The organism is Massilia eburnea, assembly GCF_009720745.1.
GTDB classification, from domain to species: Bacteria; Pseudomonadota; Gammaproteobacteria; order Burkholderiales; family Burkholderiaceae_D; genus Rugamonas; species Rugamonas eburnea.
This window is the reverse complement of record NZ_WNKX01000025.1, coordinates 25782-44532: the sequence shown is the minus strand read 5'-3', so window position 1 is coordinate 44532 and position 18751 is coordinate 25782. Positions and strand designations below refer to the sequence as shown.

15 protein-coding genes are annotated in these 18751 nt (G+C 63.1%); 10 read left to right on the top strand and 5 right to left on the bottom strand.

What is annotated here, in order from left to right:
* The first annotated feature begins 66 nt into the window (after positions 1-66).
* Positions 67-537 (top strand): chemotaxis protein CheW, encoded by a 471-nt coding sequence (locus GM658_RS23925; protein WP_155456577.1) that lies wholly within the window; start codon positions 67-69, stop codon positions 535-537.
* A complete protein-coding gene (locus tag GM658_RS23920) occupies positions 534-2081 on the top strand; it encodes a methyl-accepting chemotaxis protein (protein ID WP_155456576.1) in 1548 nt (515 codons plus the stop codon). The genes GM658_RS23925 and GM658_RS23920 overlap by 4 nt, the downstream gene beginning before the upstream one ends.
* Before the next feature lie 6 nt (positions 2082-2087).
* Here the strand turns inward: GM658_RS23920 and GM658_RS23915 are convergent, their stop codons facing one another.
* Complete coding sequence (locus tag GM658_RS23915) at positions 2088-2555, bottom strand: ribonuclease HI family protein (RefSeq protein WP_229417044.1); 468 nt, start codon at positions 2553-2555, stop codon at positions 2088-2090.
* Positions 2556-2616: 61 nt separating this feature from the next.
* Between GM658_RS23915 and GM658_RS23910 the strand changes: the two genes are divergently transcribed.
* Positions 2617-4533, top strand: a complete 1917-nt coding sequence (locus tag GM658_RS23910; RefSeq protein WP_211841925.1) for a S9 family peptidase — start codon at positions 2617-2619, stop codon at positions 4531-4533.
* A gap of 8 nt (positions 4534-4541) precedes the next feature.
* Here GM658_RS23910 and GM658_RS23905 read toward each other — a convergent pair whose 3' ends face one another.
* The gene (locus tag GM658_RS23905; protein WP_155456574.1) at positions 4542-5090 is read right to left on the bottom strand and encodes a YXWGXW repeat-containing protein; all 549 of its coding nucleotides are present in this window, start codon (positions 5088-5090) and stop codon (positions 4542-4544) included.
* A 243-nt stretch (positions 5091-5333) separates the two neighbouring features.
* Here GM658_RS23905 and GM658_RS23900 point away from each other — a divergent pair, with 243 nt between their 5' ends.
* From GM658_RS23900 to GM658_RS23885, 4 genes are read left to right on the top strand one after another with little or no spacing between them, the layout of a single operon-like run.
* Entirely contained in the window at positions 5334-7523 is a 2190-nt protein-coding gene (locus GM658_RS23900; protein WP_155456573.1) for a hypothetical protein, read from the top strand.
* Positions 7524-7536: 13 nt separating this feature from the next.
* Positions 7537-9852 carry an SUMF1/EgtB/PvdO family nonheme iron enzyme gene (locus GM658_RS23895; protein WP_155456572.1) on the top strand — a complete coding sequence of 772 codons (2316 nt, stop codon included), beginning with the start codon at positions 7537-7539 and terminating at the stop codon, positions 9850-9852.
* 42 nt (positions 9853-9894) lie between these two features.
* Positions 9895-10293: an OsmC family protein gene (locus GM658_RS23890; RefSeq protein WP_155456571.1), complete on the top strand. Its 399-nt coding sequence runs from the start codon at positions 9895-9897 to the stop codon at positions 10291-10293.
* Between the two features lie 5 nt (positions 10294-10298).
* On the top strand, positions 10299-11183 hold the full coding sequence (locus GM658_RS23885) for a pirin family protein (RefSeq protein ID WP_155456570.1): 885 nt from the start codon (positions 10299-10301) through the stop codon (positions 11181-11183).
* Here the strand turns inward: GM658_RS23885 and GM658_RS23880 are convergent.
* Positions 11180-12655, bottom strand: coding sequence for an FHA domain-containing protein (locus GM658_RS23880; protein WP_155456569.1), 1476 nt, complete (start codon positions 12653-12655; stop codon positions 11180-11182). The genes GM658_RS23885 and GM658_RS23880 overlap by 4 nt on opposite strands.
* Before the next feature lie 193 nt (positions 12656-12848).
* Between GM658_RS23880 and GM658_RS23875 the strand changes: the two genes are divergently transcribed.
* On the top strand, positions 12849-13532 hold the full coding sequence (locus GM658_RS23875; protein WP_155456568.1) for a hypothetical protein: 684 nt from the start codon (positions 12849-12851) through the stop codon (positions 13530-13532).
* Between the two features lie 77 nt (positions 13533-13609).
* On the opposite strand, the gene GM658_RS23870 is transcribed toward GM658_RS23875, so the two are convergent.
* Entirely contained in the window at positions 13610-14035 is a 426-nt protein-coding gene (locus GM658_RS23870; protein ID WP_155456567.1) for a glycine zipper 2TM domain-containing protein, read from the bottom strand.
* 195 nt (positions 14036-14230) lie between these two features.
* Here GM658_RS23870 and GM658_RS23865 point away from each other — a divergent pair, with 195 nt between their 5' ends.
* Positions 14231-15670, top strand: a complete 1440-nt coding sequence (locus GM658_RS23865; protein ID WP_155456566.1) for a M20/M25/M40 family metallo-hydrolase — start codon at positions 14231-14233, stop codon at positions 15668-15670.
* Positions 15671-15792: 122 nt separating this feature from the next.
* On the opposite strand, the gene GM658_RS23860 is transcribed toward GM658_RS23865, so the two are convergent.
* Positions 15793-16650: an MBL fold metallo-hydrolase gene (locus GM658_RS23860; RefSeq protein WP_155456616.1), complete on the bottom strand. Its 858-nt coding sequence runs from the start codon at positions 16648-16650 to the stop codon at positions 15793-15795.
* 156 nt (positions 16651-16806) lie between these two features.
* Between GM658_RS23860 and GM658_RS23855 the strand changes: the two genes are divergently transcribed.
* Positions 16807-18726 carry a TOL_0244 family TonB-dependent receptor gene (locus GM658_RS23855; RefSeq protein WP_155456565.1) on the top strand — a complete coding sequence of 640 codons (1920 nt, stop codon included), beginning with the start codon at positions 16807-16809 and terminating at the stop codon, positions 18724-18726.
* Positions 18727-18751 lie beyond the last annotated feature (25 nt).

Genomic DNA, 18751 nt, shown 5'->3' with positions numbered 1-18751 from the left:
TGGTGATTATTTTATTGGTCTACGGTAACATATTACTGTCATCATTCATAAGTGAAATAAATTATCATGACTACAACGACCAGCCAAGCCGCCGAGTTCCTGGCCTTCACCCTTGGGCAGGAAGAATACGGCATCGATATCCAGAAGGTCAGCGAGATTCGCAGCTACGAGCAGCCGACCCGCATCGCCAGTGCGCCGGATTATGTGAAGGGCGTGATCAACCTGCGTGGCCTGATCGTGCCGATTATCGACATGCGCGTGCGCTTCCAGCTGGGCGAGCCGACTTATGGCCCGTTTACGGTCGTGATCATCCTGCACATCGGTACGCGCACGGTCGGCATTGTGGTCGACGCGGTATCGGACGTGACGACGCTGCAGCCGGAGCAGATCAAGCCTGCGCCGGACATCAGCGGCTCGATGGATACGGAGTACATCACCGGCCTGGGTACCATTGAAGACCGCATGCTGATCCTGGTCGATATCGAACGCTTGATGTCCTCGGCCGACATGGGCCTGATCGAGAAGATGGCGGCATGAAGGTGTTGAATAACCTTAGCATCGGCAAACGCCTGGCATTTGGCTTTGCCGTCACGCTCGCCCTGTCGATCGTCATTGCAGCCATTGGCGTCTGGCGCCTGCAGCAGGTTGCCGGCGCCACGCGCCACATGATGGAAACGCCGCTGGCCAAGGAGCGCATGATCTCCGACTGGTATTCGAAGATCGACAGCGCGGTGCGCCGCACCACGGCCATTGCGCGCAGCAGCGATGCCTCGCTGGGCGCCTTCTTTGCCGAAGAATCCAAAGCTTCTTCCGCCGCTTCGGCGGACCTGCAGAAGCGCATCGAGCCGCTGATCAGCGATGCCGATGAAAAGGCGTTGTGGGAACGGGTGATGGAACAGCGCAAGGCCTACATCAGCACGCGCGACCAGGTCGCCAAGCTGAAAACCGGCGGTGAGCTGGAACAGGCCAACGAAGTCTTCGAAAAGAAATACCAGCCGGCGGCAGCGCAATACCAGGCTTTGGTGCAGGACTTGCTGACCATGCAGCGCGGGAAGATCGATGCCATCGGCAAGGAGATCGACGGTATTTCCAGCACCAGCCGCAGCTTGCTGACGGTGCTTGCCGTGCTGGCGGTGGCGTTTGGCGCCGTGTGCGCCTACCTCCTGACCAAGGGCATTACGATTCCACTGGCGCGCGCAGTCGATGCGGCGCGCCGCGTGGCGAGCGGTGACCTGACGGGCGACATCCGGGTGCATGGCGGCGACGAAACCGGCCAGTTGCTGGACGCTTTGAAAGACATGAACCAGTCCTTGCGGAACATCGTCAGCGAGGTGCGCAGCGGTACTGATTCGATCGGCATCGCTTCCACTGAAATCGCGGCGGGCAACCAGGATTTGTCTGCACGGACCGAGCAACAGGCGGCCTCGCTGGAAGAAACCGCCTCCTCGATGGAAGAACTGACGTCGACCGTCAAGCAGAATGCCGACAATGCGCGCCAGGCCAACCAGCTGGCCGGGGCCGCAGCTTCGGTCGCGCGCAAGGGCGGCGATGTGGTGGCGGAAGTGGTGGGCACGATGGAGTCGATTGACGCTTCCTCGCGCAAGATCGTGGATATCATCACGGTCATCGACAGCATTGCGTTCCAGACCAATATCCTGGCGCTGAATGCAGCGGTGGAGGCGGCGCGTGCCGGTGAGCAGGGCCGCGGCTTTGCCGTGGTCGCTTCCGAGGTGCGCAACCTGGCGCAGCGTTCGGCGGCAGCGGCGAAGGAAATCAAGGAGCTGATCGGCGATTCGGTCGAGAAGGTCAACGCCGGGACGCGCCTGGTGTCGGATGCCGGCAATACGATGCAGGATATCGTCTCCAGCGTGCAGCGCGTGTCGGACATCATCAGCGAGATCACGGCAGCCAGCGCCGAGCAAAGCTCCGGCATCGACGAAGTCTACAAGGCCGTCGGCCAGATGGACCAGGTCACGCAGCAGAACGCCGCCCTGGTGGAAGAAGCGGCGGCCGCCGCCGAAGCCATGCAGAACCAGGCCAGCAGCCTGGCCCAGGTGGTCAGCGTATTCAAGGTGCGCTAAATTGCGCTAAGCGGCACTCTCGTGGATCGCCTGTTGCGACAGGCGGTCCGCATCGCAGTTCCTGTGGCGCGGCACCCAGCGCACATTCACCTGCGCCAGTGCCGTCATCAATTGCCCTGCGCGGGCGCGATGCTCACCGAGCGCCCTCGCTCCGGACTGGGGCGAGAGCAGTACATCCTGCACCACCACCTGGCTGTCTCCATACACGAGCAATTCGGTCACGCCCAGTTCCACCGCTTTTTCCAAGGCCGCGATCAGGGCAAGGTATTCCGCATCGCCGCTACTGCCGTGGCCCGCGCGGCGGCTGATTTCCACGCGCTCACCAGCGGGGCCGGCCAGCAGGGCGCCAATGCCTATGCGGCCTGGATTGGGGTGGGCGGATCCGTCGAACCATGCGCGCCATGCGGCGGGCGATGCTGGGACGGCCTGGCGCGCCAGTTTTTCAGCGCGGGCTCGTTCTTGTTTTATTGACATGTGTAAATATGTTTGCAACACTTGCTGGGTCGTTTCCCTCCACTTTAACAGGAGAATACCCATGCAATTGATCCACCGCGCCGCAGGCGCAGTTGCATTGGCACTGGCGATGCAGGTGGCTTTCGCGGCTCCAGCAAAACCGGTGCGCAAGTACACGATCGAGCAGTTCATGGCGACCACGTCAATCAACGGCGCTTCTTTCAGCCATGATGAAAAAACCATTCTCTTCAACAGCAACGAGACCGGCATCTTCAATGCCTATTCGATTCCGGTGGAGGGCGGCAAACCGCTCGCATTGACCAAGTCGACCACGGACAGCACTTATGCGATCAGCTACTTCCCGGCCGATAACCGCTTCCTGTTCACGCGCGATAAGGGCGGCGACGAGCTGAATCACCTTTACGTGCGCGAGACCGACGGCAGCGAGAAGGATTTGACGCCAGGCGAGAAGCTGAAGGCGAGCTTCTTCGGCTGGAGCGACGACGACAGTGCGTTTTATGTGCTGTCCAATGAGCGCGACCCGAAATTCCCGGACCTGTACCGTTACAGCGTGAAGGATTATTCGCGCACGATGCTGTACCGGAACGACAGCGGCATGAGCGTGTCGCGCATCAGCCGCGACGAGAAGTGGATCGCGCTGGACAAACCAAACACCACCTCCGATAGCGATATTTACCTGTATAACCTGGCGACGAAGGAAACCAGGCACATTACACCGCACAAGGAGGCGGCCAGCCACGATACGGCAACCTTCGATCCCGAATCGAAAAAGCTGTACTTCACCTCCGACGCCGGCGGTGAATTCTCCAGCATCCGTACCTACGACCTGGCGACGGGGCAGGTGGCGGAACATGAAAAGGCCAAGTGGGACATGGTGGGCACCAGTTTCTCCCGCAATGGCCGCTTCCGTACTTCCGTTGTCAACGAGGATGGCAGTACCGTGCTGCGGGTAGTGGAAGGGAAGGATGAAAAGCCCGTGACACTGCCGAAGGTGGCTGGCGGCGCAATGAGTTCCGCCGTCTTTTCCCGCAGCGGCAAGCTGATGGCGTTTTACGTCAACGGCGACCGTTCGCCGAATAACCTTTTCGTGTATGACCTGGCAACCAGGAAGGTGAAGCAGCTGACGCAAAGCCTGAGCAAGGATATCGATCCGAACGACCTGGTGGAAGCGGAAGTGGTGCGCTTCAAGTCCTTTGATGGCACGGTGGTCCCATCGATTTACTACAAGCCGAAGGGCGCTTCCGCCAGTAACAAGGTGCCGGCCGTGGTGTTCGTGCACGGCGGACCAGGCGGCCAGACACGCCGCGGCTACAGCGCCATGATGCAGTACCTGGCGAACAATGGCTATGCGGTGCTGGGCATCAACAACCGCGGCAGCAGCGGCTACGGCAAGACTTTCTTCACGGCCGACGACCGCAAGCATGGCCGTGAGCCGTTGTGGGACTGCGTCGAGGCCAAGACCTACCTGGCCAGTTTGGGCTACATCGATCCTGTACGCATCGGCATTGTAGGTGGCAGCTATGGGGGTTACATGACGCTGGCGGCGATGGCGTTCCGCCCAGAGGCTTTCAAGGCCGGGGTGGACATCTTCGGCGTCAGTAACTGGATTCGTACGCTGGAATCGATTCCGCCTTATTGGGAAGCGCAGCGCAAGGCGCTGTACCAGGAGATCGGCGATCCGGTGAAGGACAGGGAATTCCTGATGGCGACTTCGCCGCTATTCCATGCCGCAGAAATCCGCAAGCCGCTGATGGTCATCCAGGGCAAGAACGACCCGCGCGTGATCAAGCCGGAAAGCGATGAAATCGTGGAAGCGGTGAAGAAGAACAATGTGCCGGTCGACTACGTGGTCTTCGACGATGAAGGCCATGGCTTCCGCAAGAAAAAGAATGAGGCCACGGCAAATGCAAAGATGGTGGAATTCCTCGATAAATATCTGAAGAATTCCACCGAGGGCAAGCAGATGGGGCAGCAATAAGCCGCGCTTTAACGGCGATAAGGGTTGTCGGGGCGGCGGTCGTAGCGGTTAGGGACGCCGTCGCCATCGCGGTCACGGTCGAAACGGTTTGGAACGCCGTCGTTATCGCGGTCGCGGTCGTAACGGTCCGGAATACCGTCATGGTCGCGGTCATGGCCGCGGCCGCGGTCGTGGTAATAGTAGTCGCGGCGCGGCTCGCGGTAGCTGTAGCTAGGACCTTGCACAAAGTGCTGGCGGTCGTCATACACCACCCAGCCGCCTTCGCGCCATCCCCAGCCGTTGTTGACCCGGACCCATTGCGACGGGGTGTAGCGGTAGCCCGGGCGTTCCTGCAGCCAGTGGCCGGCAACCCATACGTGGCGGTAGCCGTCCCAGCGCCACACGCCTGGCGCCCAGACATAGCCGTAGCGCGGCGGCGGCACGCTTTCAAAACGCAGCGGTGGAGGAGCGTTGCCGATCACGACGCTGAAGTCAACCTGTGCCTGGGCGGCGGTCGGCGCGATAGCAGCCACGCCAAGTGCCAGGGCGGCTGCAGCGATAAATTTCGATTTGAACATGGCATTTCTCCTGTTGGTGATGCGCTGAGTTCAATATATCAAGCGCTCGCGCATTGATAAAAGGCTGATTCAGTTTTTTACAAATCCCGCTGCGTAGTAACAATTGCCCGGATCAGGAGGGAAAAACCCCCTCTATCAAAACGAATGGATGGGCTGCTCCTGTGCCAAGATAAGGAGGCGTGCATTGGGCGCGCCGATGCCCCTGCTACAATCAGTCAGCGCTGGGCGAACAAGGAGTAGCAAATGTTCAAGATGTTTGGTTTTGGCGGCGTGAAGTGCCCGCGATGCGATCACCGCAACGGCGATACTTCCGGTTATTGCAACCAGTGCGGCCTGTCGCTGGGTGCGGCGCACAATGCGCCGGTGCTGCGCGAAAACCGCTGGATTCCCGCCAACGACGAGCTGGCGGTGTATTTCGGCGTGCGCCAGCTGTCCGGCATCTTCACCAAGACCCTGCGCGTGCCTGCCACCACCCGCGCCTACATCCTGCAGGGTGACCGCGCCACGGAAGTGCCGGAGGGCGAGTACGAACTGGAGGGCTTCTTCAGCCGTCTTACCGGCCTGCTGCGCGACCAGGGCGGCGAAATCCTGATTACCCGCACCACGCCGCTGCCGGTGGAATTCAATTTCACCGATTTGCATACCGCCGAATTCCTGAAACTGACCGCCCGCTTCACGATCGGGCTCCAGGTCGCAGACGTGCCAGCCTTTGCCCGGCATTTCATGACCGTCCCGGGCACCGTCACGGCGCTGCAGCTGCATGAGCTGGTTGCGCCATCCGTGCGCCAGGTTGCCGCCGAATTCCTCGGCAGCCGCTCGGTGCGCGACATGGCCAGCTCCAGCGTGCTGCGCGAGCAGTTGAATGAACGCCTGCAAAGCGCCCTGGGCCAGCGGCTGGCGGAGTTCGGGCTGGCTGCGGTGGAGGTGGAAACGCTGGCACTGCGCCACGATAAATACGACGACAACCGCGAGCGGGTGGGCAGCCTGTTCCTGGTTGCCGACGAACGCCAGCACCAGCTGGAGCACGTCAAGCAGATCGACAAGCTGTACGACCAGGAAGAATGGCAGGCAATCTGGCGCCAGGAGCAGAAAATGCGCAGCGATTTCCGCAAGGCGGAACTGAAGATCGAAGCGGAAGAGCAGATGCAGGCGATCCGCGCGCGCGAAATCGACCTGTATGGCCGCATCGTCGAGGCCAAGACCCGCAAGCAGGCTTTCGAGCACGGCGCGGGCGCTGCGCTGACCGACCTGGAACACGAGCTGGCGCGCCATAAATCGCTGCATGCCGGCGAAGCGGCGCAATGGGACCAGGTGCGGCGCCTGGCGCAAATCAAGATGCGCACCGAGATGGAACTGGCGCAGCAAGCCGGCCTGGAGGAAAAGGCGCTCGCCAAGCAGCGCTTCTCGCACCAGCTCTACCAGCAGCAGCTGCAGTACCGCATCCAGCAGACGCTTGCGGTCGAGGACGAGGACTACCGCCATAAGCAGCTGCAGCTCCTGCGCAAGGCCGAAACCGATGCCAAATTGCGCGAACAGGAAATCGAATCCGAGCATCACCGTGCGAAATTCCAGGGCATTGCGCTCGCCAATGCTGCGCGCCATCGCGAGGCGGAGCGCATCATCGAATGGGAAGAAGAGCAATACCTGGCCCGCAAGCGCGACATGGCGCGCGGCGAAGCGGCAAAGGATGCCGGATCCCAGGTGCAAGTGGCCGAGATCAGCGCCAAACTGGAAGAGTTGAAGCGCAGCGGCGCCAACGCCGAATCGGTCGCCCAATACGAAAAGCTGCTGCGCACCATCGAGGCCGATGGAGTGCAGCAGCGCCAGGTACAAAACCTGGCGCGCCAGGCCATGCTGGACCAGGTGGCGGTGGAAGAGCAGCGCCTGGAGCTCAAATTGCGCGACCAGGAAGCGCAATGGCAGCAATCGCTGAAAAAGATGGAAGTGGAGCGCGATGAGCGCTTCAACCGCTGGAAGGTAGACTATGACAGCATGGTGGCGCAGCAGCAGCACGCCGCCGACATGGCGCGCATCGACATCGAAAGGCTGGAATCGATCGGCCGCATGAGCGATACTGCCAAGATTGCGCTTGCCGCAACGCCGAATGCGGAAGCCCTGTCGCGCCTGATGCGCCAGCAGGCGCAATCGGCCATGTCGCCGGAGCAGCTGCAGGCGCTGGCCGGCGTGGTGGCGGCTGAAAACAGCATTACGCCCGCCGAGGCCATGCGGCTGGCGCGCGAGGAAGTCGGGAATGAACGGTCGTATCGCGACAGCGTGGGCGACAAGGAAAGGCAGCACCAGTTGGACCTGCTGCGTGCGCAGGCCAGTGTCGAAACCGTCGTGGTGCGCCGCTGCCCGAACGGCCATCATGTACCGACCGATTGCGGGGATGCGAAATTCTGTCCGGAGTGCGGAGCGCCGATAGCGAGGTAACGTAACAAAAGAAATGCAGACTGCCCGAGACAAGATTCGCGAACTGCGTGCCCTGCACGAAGATGGCCTGTTAAGCCTGCAAGAGTTCGACCGCCGCAAGAACGCCATCCTGGACGCCGAGTACGCGCCGCCGGGAGGATCCGCTGCACCTATCGCCATCCCGCGCCAGGGTACGGAGCTGGGCCTCATGTCGGGCCAGGAAATCGGCCCCCACAACCGCCGCTACCGCCTGGAGCGCCTGCTGGGAATGGGAGGCATGGGCCAGGTCTGGCAAGCGACCGACCTGGCGACCCACGCGGAGCTGGGGCATAGCGCCGTGGTGGCGTTGAAAATCCTGCCGCCGCAACTGACGCAAAGCCCGGCCCACGCCAAGCTGCTGATCGAGGAAGCGACGCAGGCGCGCCGGCTGGCGCATGACAACATCGTGCGGGTCTACGAGTGGGCGCAAGACCCGGCCACTTCCAGCTATTTCATCATCATGGAATGCCTGGAAGGACAAGACCTGGACGCCTGGCTGGCCGAACATGGCAAGGCCACGCACGCCCAGGTGGAGCAGATGCTGCGGCCCGTGGCGGAGGCACTGCAATACGCCTGGGACAAGCACCGCCTGGTGCACCGCGACATCAAGCCGGGCAATGTTTTCCTGACCACGGCCGGCGAGATCAAACTGCTGGATTTCGGTATCGCCTCGCGTGCGCGCTCGACCGGCACCGATCTTGGCATCGCTACGCCGAACGCAGGCACTGCGGGCTACCGCGCGCCGGAAGCCGGCGCCGGCCAGGCCGTTCCTCGTCCGCAGGTCGATGTCTACGCCGTCGCGGTCATGATTTACCAGCTCCTGGAAGGCCGCCTGCCGTTCGACGGCCAGGCTACCGCGCTGCTCGAACCAGTCAAACCGCAAGCACACAACGCGCAGCAATGGGAGGTCCTGAAGCGCGGCTTTGCCAACCGCGCCGGTGAACGGCCAGAATCGGTTGCCGCGCTGCTGGATGAATTGCGCCAGGCCGCAGAACCCGACGCAGAAGAAACCGCCCAGCGTGCAGCGGCCCGCAAGGCCGAGCGCGCGGCGGCCGAGCAGCAGGAGCGGGAAGCGCGCGCCGCACGCGACGCGCGTTCCCGCGCCGACGCCATCGCCCGCGCGGAGGAGGAAGAGCAGCGCCGAAAAAAAGAAGTGGAACTGGCGGCCCGGCTCAAGGCGGAGGCGCTTGCCACGGCCCAGGAAAAAGTGCGCCAGGACCAGCTGCGGCGCGAGCAGGAAAAGCAGCGCAAGCTGCAGATGGAGCAGGAGGCGCGTGAGCGCAAGGAACGCCTGCGCCAGCAGTTGATCGCACGCCGCGATGCCGATGCGCTCAAGGCGCGCCAGGCGGAGGAAGAGCACCAGCGCAAACTCGCCCAGTTCAAGGCGGAAGCGGCTTACCGCGCCGAGCAGGAACGGCATCGCAAGGAGCAGGCCGCGCGCAAGGCGGCCGAACTGGCGGCCTTGCTGCCATCGGCGAGTAGCCCGGTGGCCGATGCCGAAGGCGTGCTGCGCGACCGCTTTACGGATGGCAGCGGCGTCGGGCCGGACCTGGTGCTGATCCCGACCGGCCGCTTCCAGATGGGTTCCAATGAACATGAGCACAAGATCGCAGTGAAGGCGGGCGCGCAAAAAGCCTGGATGGACCGCGAACTGCCGGCGCATTGGGTCGGCATCGAGCAATCCTTTGCGCTGGGCCGCTACCCGGTGACGGTGGGCGAATGGCGCGCCTTTGCCAGGGCGACCGGCTGGCAATCGAAGCTGGACGTGGACTGGCAGCAGCCCGGCTTCCCGCAGGACGAGCGTCACCCTGTCGTGTGCGTGAGCTGGCACGACGTCCAGCTCTACCTGCAATGGCTGAGCGAAAAGACCGGCCAGGCCTACCGCCTGCCCAGCGAGTCGGAATGGGAATATGCCTGCCGCGCCGGCAGCCATACCGCCTTCAGCTTCGGCGACAGCATCACGCCGGAACACGCCAACTATGACGGCCACTTCACCTACAACGATGGGCCGAAAGGCAATAGCCATGGCGGCACCACGCGCGTCGGCAGCTACCAGCCCAATCCGTGGGGCCTGTTCGACATGCACGGCAACGTGTGGGAATGGACCCAGGATACGGCGCATGACAATTACATTGGTGCGCCAGCGGATGGCAGCGCATGGGAGGAGGGCGGCGACCAGGCGCGCCGCGTGCTGCGCGGCGGGGCCTGGCTGTACCAGCCGCGTTACCTGCGTTCCGCGCTGCGCAACGGTTATTCGGCGCTGCTGGCGAACGATGTAGTGGGCTTCCGCGTGGCACGCAACTTGGTGTAAATTGCGATAATTGCGATCTTAACCAACACGCAGGATTTCAACATGACCGTTAAAGTAGCCCGCGACCAGTCGCTTCCAATGCGCAGCATCCTGCATGTGCGTAACCATATCGTCTCCGTTGACGGCACCCTGGAGGAGGGCGGCAACGACGCCGGACCTTCGCCGCACGACCTGTACGACGCTGCCGTCAGCGCCTGCAAGGCCCTTACCGTCATCTGGTACGCCCGCCGCAAAGGCATTCCCGTCGAAGACGTGCAAGTGACGACCGAGCGCGATGCCAGCGAAGAACGCAAGGGCGTGTACCGTCTGGCCGCCACCCTGCATCTCACCGGTGACTTGAGCCAGGAGCAGCGCGAAGAACTGCTGGCCATTTCGCAGAAGTGCCCAGTACATAAGCTGATGACGGCCGTCACCACGGAAATCTCCACTCAACTGGGGTAAGAGCCATGAATATTGCGCATCTCCTGAAAGGCCACGAGAAGGACCTGGGCGGCGGCTTTGTCGTGCGCCGCTATTTGCCTGCGGCAGTCAAGCAGGCCGTGGGTCCCTTCATTTTCTTCGACCATTTTGGCCCGGTCGACGTGCCGCTGGACGCGGACCACGACGTGCGTCCCCACCCGCACATCGGCCTGGCGACGGTAACCTACCTGTTTGAAGGCGCGATGGAGCACCGCGACAGCCTGGGGACGCTGCAGCGCATCGAACCCGGCGCGATCAACTGGATGACGGCGGGACGCGGCATCGTACACTCCGAACGCACCCCGAAAGACCTGGTCGGCGTGCCACACCGCACGCACGGCTTGCAATTGTGGGCTGCCTTGCCGCAGGCGCATGAGGAAGACGAGCCTTCGTTCTCCCACACGCCTGCAGCGGCGATCCCGGAAATGGAAGTCGACGGCGCGCGTGTGCGGGTGCTGATCGGCTCCGCTTTCGGCCACACTTCGCCGGTGAAGACCTTCAGCCAGACGCTGTACCTGGACGTGAGCCTGAAAGCGGGCCAGCAACTGGCGCTGGCAAGCTTGCCGGCGGAAGCGGCGGTCTATGCGGTCAGCGGTTCGGTGGAGGTGGACGGCGCAGCCGTGCCGCAGAACACCATGGCCTTGCTCGATACATCGTCGTCGCAGCGTGTAACGGCGCTGACCGATGCGCAGTTCGTGATCATCGGCGGCGAGCCGCTCGATGGCCAGCGTTTCCTGTTCTGGAATTTTGTCTCGTCCAGCAAGGAACGCCTGGTCAAGGCGGCGGACGACTGGGAAGCGCAGCGCTTCGACAAGGTGCCCGGCGAGACGGAATTCATTCCGCTGCCGAAGCGCCCCTCCAGCGCGACTTAAGCAGCTGCAGGCGAGTGCGCGGCGCCGCTGCGCACAATCCAGTGCTCCGGATAGGGATCGCTGGCGAAGCGGGTGTGGGCCGGAATGCGGCTCAGCTTTTCCTGCTTCGGCGTCGGCGCCAGCGCGGTTTCCTTGCCGGTCAGCTGGTCGATATGCCAGAAGCCGCCCTGGTGGTGCATGAACAGCGGCAGGGTGGCTGCCTTGGGCAGGGCGTTATGGCGCGCCAGCGGGTAGCCGGGATGGGTATCCGCTGCCAGCAGCACGAAGCACTCGGCGCGGGCGCCTTCGTCGATGCGGTGCAGGATCACGCCGTGCGGCATCACCGCGCTGACTTCCAGCAGCACGATGCCCTTGATGCTGGCGCTCATTTCTATCTTCATCCCCGTGCGCAGGGGTACCGGCTTGTTCTTGCCGGGCCAGACCCCGTCCAGCAGCAGGCCGTAGCGCGACACGTCCTCGATTTCAAATCCGTTGCGGGTACGGCGGATCACGGCGTGACGGCCGGACAGGCGGCGCGTCAGGCCGGCACAATCGGGACCGTCGGCGCTGAAGTGGTGCAGCAGCACGTCCGCCTCCGGATCGGCCAGTTCAAAGCGGCCGAATGCCACTTCCTCCATCGCGAACAGGCGGATATGGCGGCAGGCGCCGTTTTCCGGCGCGGCATTGATGAAGCTCGCAGCCAGCGTCGGGTGCGGATGCGAAGGGCCGCTGCGCGGCTGCTCGATCTCGATCAGGTCTTCATCCCAGGCGATGGTCGAATAGCCGACATCCACCTTGCCCGGCGGCGCGCCGAGGTCCAGGTGGGCGATGCCGGCGTTGCGGGCGGTGACGTCGATGTCCATGGTGTTGCCGCCTTGCGCGGACACGCGGGCAATCGCCGCATCGTCAGCCATCACGCGCACGTTCTTGTGCGTGCTGAGGAAGGTACGATGGATCTCATTCAGGCTGGCGTCGACGCGCGGCACCAGGATGACGAAAGTGCATTCCCATTGGCGCTGCGCGCTGTCGTCCTTGCTGACGATTTCGGCGTGGATCTGGTACTGGCCATGTTCCTTGCCGCGCGAAGAGAATTCCACGAACACCGGACGCCAATCGCCATGCACGGAACGGATGAACTGCTGCTGCAGTGCGCCGTGCGGGATCAGTTCCGAACGCAGGCAAATCGACAATGAGGGTGCGCAATCCTGCGGCATGCCGCGCAATTCCATCTTCAGCGACTGGCGGCCGCCGGCGGCGCGCGGATCGAAGCCGCTGATGTGCAACTGGGGATAGACGCGTGCCGGAGCGGAATAGCCCGACGCAGCCGGCGCCGATGGCGGGCCGGTACGGGCGTTGCGCATGGTGTTCAGCAAGCCAAAGCTGCTGCCATCCGATTCAGGCGCGGTTTGCGCGTGGCCGCCCGCGCAAGTGCTTTCCCCTGGCACGACCCAGTAGGTGCAATGCGGATGGTCAGGGTTACAACACTTGTTCATGGGAATGCGAAGCTAGGGATAACGCAACTTTACGCGGTTTCCCCTCGGCTTGGCAACCCGGCCGTCCGTCGAGAAGGGCTGTTTTTACCCCTGTATTCGGAGTGTGTTCCGCGCCACACTTGAAGGACGAAAACTATGCCGGGCCATTACCCTTCGGTAAGATGAGTTCGTATAACACAAGGGAGTTGATGGAATGGCATTACTCAAGAAGCTGCTGGCCTTCCGCGATCCGCGCCGCGCGGTCAGCGAGAGCCTGCATCGCCAGGCGCTCGAGCGTGCGCGCCTGGACCCTATGCAAAATGCCAAGGCTGGCAGCCGGGAGCTGGTGCGCCTCGTCACCGGGCAGCTGGAATCGCGCGGCGACACCCGTCCCGAATCGCTGCTGTGCGCCTTGGGTGCGCTGGCCGGTTTTGCCTGCCAGGTTAGCGCCCGTACCAATGCTTACGCGCACGGCATGCCCGAGAGCGACCGCATGGCGGAAGACCTCAGCCTGCTCCTGTTCGGCATGGAATTCTCGGTCTGGGGCCTGGTGGCCGGCGCCGCCCGCCATCATGGCTGTACCGATTGTGTGGAACCGTCGGAAATCTGGGCCCATGTTGCGAAAACGCAAGGCGGCGCCGATTTCGGCGTGCCACGCCTGCCGCCGCAGCACGCGCCGCGCAACTTGCCGGCCGACTACCTGCGCCTGTTCTGGCCGATGGTGAAGCCCGTGATTGCGCAGTATTGCAACAACCCGGCGCATTGGCCGGTGATGTGCGCGCTGGCGCTGCAGCATGCGATGGAGGTCGGGCAGGGGAGACTTGATGCCGGAATGGCAATGCGGGTGGCGCTGGAATCGGCGCTGCCGATGGCGCGGATACACGCTGACTTCAGCTAAATAGGAAGCACGTAAAAAAGGGACGTCCCCCTTTTTCCGCCTCGGCGGAAAAGGGGTACGTCCCCTTTTTTATTTCATTACCAACGGCCGTGGTGGTGATGGCCGCGGTAGTAGTAGCGGTCGCCGTAGTAGTAGACCGGGCGCGGCTCAACGTAAACCGGGGCTGGCTCATAGTACACGCGCGGTGCCGGTTCGTAGTAGACGCGTGGCGCCGGCTGGTAGTACACCGGGGCCGGCTCGTAGTAGACCGGTGCCGGGGCGCCGGCATAGACGCGGGTCGAGACGTAGCCGCGGCCGCCACGGGTCGGCAGGGAGTTACCAACTGCAGCGCCCACCAGGCCGCCAACCACCGCACCGCCGCTGCCATTCTGGCTGCCGATCGCGGCGCCGATCACGGCCCCCGCTGCGGTGTTGAAGTCACGGTCGCCGGCTGCAAATGCGGCGGAAGAAGCGGTCAGGGCTGCGCCCATCAGCATCAGCCCGGCAAGTCGTTTGTTGAACATGGTAATTCCCCTTTCGAGATCTGTTAGAGCGTAGATTAGCGACCCGCGAAATCTTGCGCCAGTGCATATACACATTCTTACAAACTCCACAGAGAAGAGAGATTTGTATCGTTAAGTTGCCCGTCCTGCAGAGATTTTATAAATACGCTATTGTTTCAAGTTCCGAGCGAAACTTAACCTTCTCACAGGAAACGCATGAACCTCCGCAAGCCCGCACTCTCTACCCTGTTTGTCTGCCTGCTGGGCGCAGGCTTCTCCGGCATCACGAGTGCCGCCAGCCCGACCGATGCCGCTACCCTCGGCAAGATCCGCGACGCCGCGATGCAAAGCGACTACTCCTACCAGCGCCTGGAAGACCTGACCGACCTGGTTGGCCCGCGCCTGTCCGGTTCCGAAGGCAACGCTGCCGCAGTGGAACAGGTGGCCGCCGCGATGCGCGCCATGGGCGCCAAAGTGACCCTGCAGCCGGTCAAGGTGCCGCACTGGGTGCGCGGTGAAGAGAAGGCGGAACTGGTCGACTACAAAGGCCGCCCCGGCAACATCACGCAAAAGGTTGTGCTGACGGCCCTCGGCGGTTCCGGCGCCACCCCGGCAGCCGGCCTGGCCGCGCCTATCGTGATCGTGCACGATTTCGACGAGTTGAAAGCCCGCGCAGCGGAAGTGAAGGGCGCCATCGTGCTGTTCGACGTCGCCTTCGACCAGAACATGGCTGATCGCGGCCTGGCAGGCAATGCCTATGGCCAGGGTTCGCGCTACCGCACCAACGGCCCGCGACTGGCGGCAGAACTGGGCGCCGTCGCCGCGCTGGTGCGCTCCGTGGGCGGAGCGGACTACCGCCTGCCGCATACCGGCGCCACCTTGCTGAAGGATGAACAGCGCATTCCGGCGGCGGCCGTGACAGCGGAAGACTCCATGCTGATCGTGCGCCTGATGAAGCGCGGTCCGGTCAAGATGAAACTGATCCTGACGCCGAAAATGCTGCCGGACGCCGACAGCTTCAATGTGATTGCCGACCTGCCGGGCAGCGACAAAGCGGACGAAGTCGTGATCGTATCCGGCCACCTCGATTCGTGGGACCTGGCGACCGGCGCCCATGACGACGGCACCGGCGTCACCACCTCGATGGGCGTGCTGGACACCATCAAGAAGCTGGGCCTGCAGCCGCGCCGCACCATCCGCATGGTGGCATGGGCGAACGAGGAAAATGGCCTGCGCGGCGGCACCACCTATTTCAACGCCAACAAGGGCAGCCTGGAAAAGCAATTCGCAGCGATTGAAACCGACGGCGGCGTCACCGGCCGCACCTTCGGCATCATGGGCAGCGTTCGTCCGGAAGCGGAAAAATACTTCGCGCCGGTAATGAATTCCCTGCTGCCGATTGGCGCCGCGGTATTCAGCCGCCGCGATTCCGCCTCGGGCTCCGACGTGCACCAGCTGGAGGCGAATGGCGTGCCATCGTTCGAGCCCTATGTCGACACCAGCGCCTACTTCAACTACCACCACACCCCGGCCGACACCTTCGACAAGGTCGACCCGGCCAATATGAAGAAGCACGTCGCCGTCATGTCAGCGCTGGTCTGGTACCTGGCCAACACCGACGATCCGATCGGCCGCTCGCCCGCACAGCAGAAATAAGCCGAGCCCGTGTCCCACCATGGGGTCACACCCGAAATGGGACACGGGCACGACTATTGGACGGCTGTGCTCGTGTCTCAAAACGGGTGTGACCCCAAGGTGGGACACGGGCTGGGCAGTAGTTACAGGGCGTTGATGGGGATCTTGAGGTAGCGCACGCCGTTGTCTTCGGCTTCCGGCAGGTGGCCGGCGCTGAGGTTGACCTGGATCGCGGGCAGGATCAGTACCGGCATCTGCAGCGTGGCGTCGCGCTTGGTGCGCATGGCAACAAATTCTTCTTCGCTGACGCCGTCGCGGATGTGGATGTTGGCGGCGCGCTGTTCGGCGACCGTCACTTCCCAGCGCGGCTCGCGGCCGGCCGGCGGGTAGTCGTGGCACATGAACAGGCGGGTCTCGGGCGGCATCGACAGCAGGCGGTGCACCGATTTGTATAAGTCTCCTGCGCAGCCTCCCGGGAAGTCGCAGCGCGCGCTGCCGACGTCGGGCATGAACATCGTATCGCCTACAAATACTGCGTCGCCTACCTGGTAGGCCATGTCCGCCGGCGTGTGGCCCGGCACGTGCAACGCGCGTGCTTCCAGCTTTCCGATCATGAATACTTCGTCGGCCTCGAACAGGTGGCCGAATTGTGATCCGTCTTCCTTTTCGTCCTTGCGGTTGAAGATCGCGGAAAACGCGTGCTGCACCTTGCAGATGCCGGCGCCAATGCCAATGCGGCCGCCCAGCTTCTCCTGCAGGTAGGGCGCGGCGGACAGGTGATCGGCGTGGGCGTGCGTCTCGAGCAGCCAGCTTACCTTGAGCTGGTGTTCGCGCACGAAGGCGATGATCTTGTCGGCTGCGGTGGTGGAGGTGCGGCCGGACTTTGGATCGTAGTCCAGCACCGAGTCAACGATGGCGCATTCGCTGCCGTCGGCTTCGTAAACAACATAGCTGACGGTGGATGTAGTGGGGTCGAAGAACCCCTGGATCTCAGGCTTCATATCAGGATAGTAGGATGAATCAAGCGTTGCCATTATAAAGAATCCTGATATGGCGGGCGAGGCTTATGCATTTTATGTTGCAAGCAACAGGTGTGGCAGGCAAAACTGTCGGCATGATAAGATTTTCGAACAGTGCTTCCTGAAAGAGAGGCCGCCATGCGCAAAGCTGGCCGTTCACTGAAGTGGGGACTGCTCGCCGGCTGTATCTGCTGCCAGACCTGTTCGGCCGCTGCCGCGGGCGACGGCACACCTGTGCCGGAGAATTTCGCCAACCTGTCGCTTGAGGAGTTGAGCGACGTGCGCGTGGTATCCGTGTCCAAGCGTGAGGAGAGGCTGGGCGACGCGCCGGCATCGGTCTTCGTCATTACCTCGGACGACATTCGCCGCAGCGGCGCGCGCAGCCTGCCTGAGGCGCTGCGGCTCGCCCCCAACCTGCACGTCGCCCAGGCGCCTTCCGGCGGCTACACCATTACGGCACGCGGCTTCGCCGGCAACAGCGCCAACAAGCAGCTGGTCATGATCGATGGCCGTTCGGTCTACACGCCCTTGTTTTCCGGCGTGTTCTGGGACGTGCAGCAGCTGCCGATGGAGAGCATCGAGCGCATCGAGGTTATCAGCGGGCCAGGCGGCACGCTGTGGGGTACCAATGCGGTGAATGGCGTGATCAATGTGATCACCAAGTCCGCGGCAGCCACCCTGGGCGGGGCCGTGGATTTGCGCTGGGGGCAGGAGCAGTCCGGCGCCGTCTTCATGTACGGTGCGCCGATGGGCGATGGCGCTTGGCGCGCCTACGGGATGGATCACGTCATGCCTCAGGGCGAAAAGGCGGCTGGCACCAGGCTGGGCGACGGTTGGCATACCGGGCAAGTGGGCTTCCGCAGCGACTGGATGCGCGGCAGCGATTCGATGACGCTGCAGGGCGATGCTTACCGCACCATCGAAGGGCAGGTCGCTACCACCGTTCCCATGCCGACTGCCGAAATGCGCGGCGCCAACCTGATGGGCCACTGGAACCATCAGATGATGGGCGGCGCCAGCTTGTCGCTGCAGGCTTATTACGACCGGACGGAGCGTGACCTGACCAATTTGTTCCAGGAGACCCTGGACATCGTCGACTTGCAGGCCTTGTATGACTTCGCGCCAATCGGGCGGCACACGCTGGCGCTGGGCGGCGGTTATCGATTCGCGCGCGACCGGGTGAACAACGTCAGCGGGGTTGCCTTCAATCCGGAACGCGCCAATCTGCACTGGACCAGTTTTTTCGGCCAGGACACCATTGCCCTGAGCGAGGCGGTCAACTTGACGGCTGGCCTGCGCGCTGAGCGCAATATGTACACCGGAACCGAGCTGCTACCCAACCTGCGCCTGGCCTGGAAGGCGACGCCATCGACTTTCTGGTGGGCCGAAGCGTCGCGTACCGTGCGCGCACCATCGCGCATCGATCGCGACATCTATATCAACGCCGGCGCCCTCGGCAGCCTGACCGGCGGCCCCGATTTCGAGTCCGAGACCGCCCGCGTCATTGAGCTTGGCCTGCGCCAGCAGTTCGGCAACCTGGCCAGCTATTCGCTGACCGTGTATCGCGCCACATACGACCACCTGCGCACCGTCAAGCCGGTTGCACCGCTGCGCTACGAGATCGGCAACGGCATGGAAGGCGATACGCGTGGCGTGGAGGCCTGGGGCAGTTTCCAGGCGGCGCCGGCTTGGCGCCTCAGCGCCGGGTTGACCATGATGCATGAGGACTTCTCCATCAAGCCTGGGGAAGCCGATTTTCTGAATCGCTCGGTTCAGGGCAACTGGGATCCGCGCCGCATGGCGAGGCTGCGCTCATCCTTCACATTCGGTGAGGGGCGCGACCTGGATCTCACCTTGCGCTATGTCGGCCCTTTGCGCTTTACGCAAGTAGGGGGCTACACCGCGCTGGACGTGAATTTCAACTGGCGCCTGATGCCCCGGCTCGACCTGACACTGGGCGCCAGCAATGCGCTGGTCCGCCAGCACGAGGAGTTCAGCGGCGCCACGCGGCTGTCGCTGGGGCGGGGCGCTTATGCCAGGCTGATAAGCCGCTTCTAAGGCGGACATGGTAATATCGCTGCCC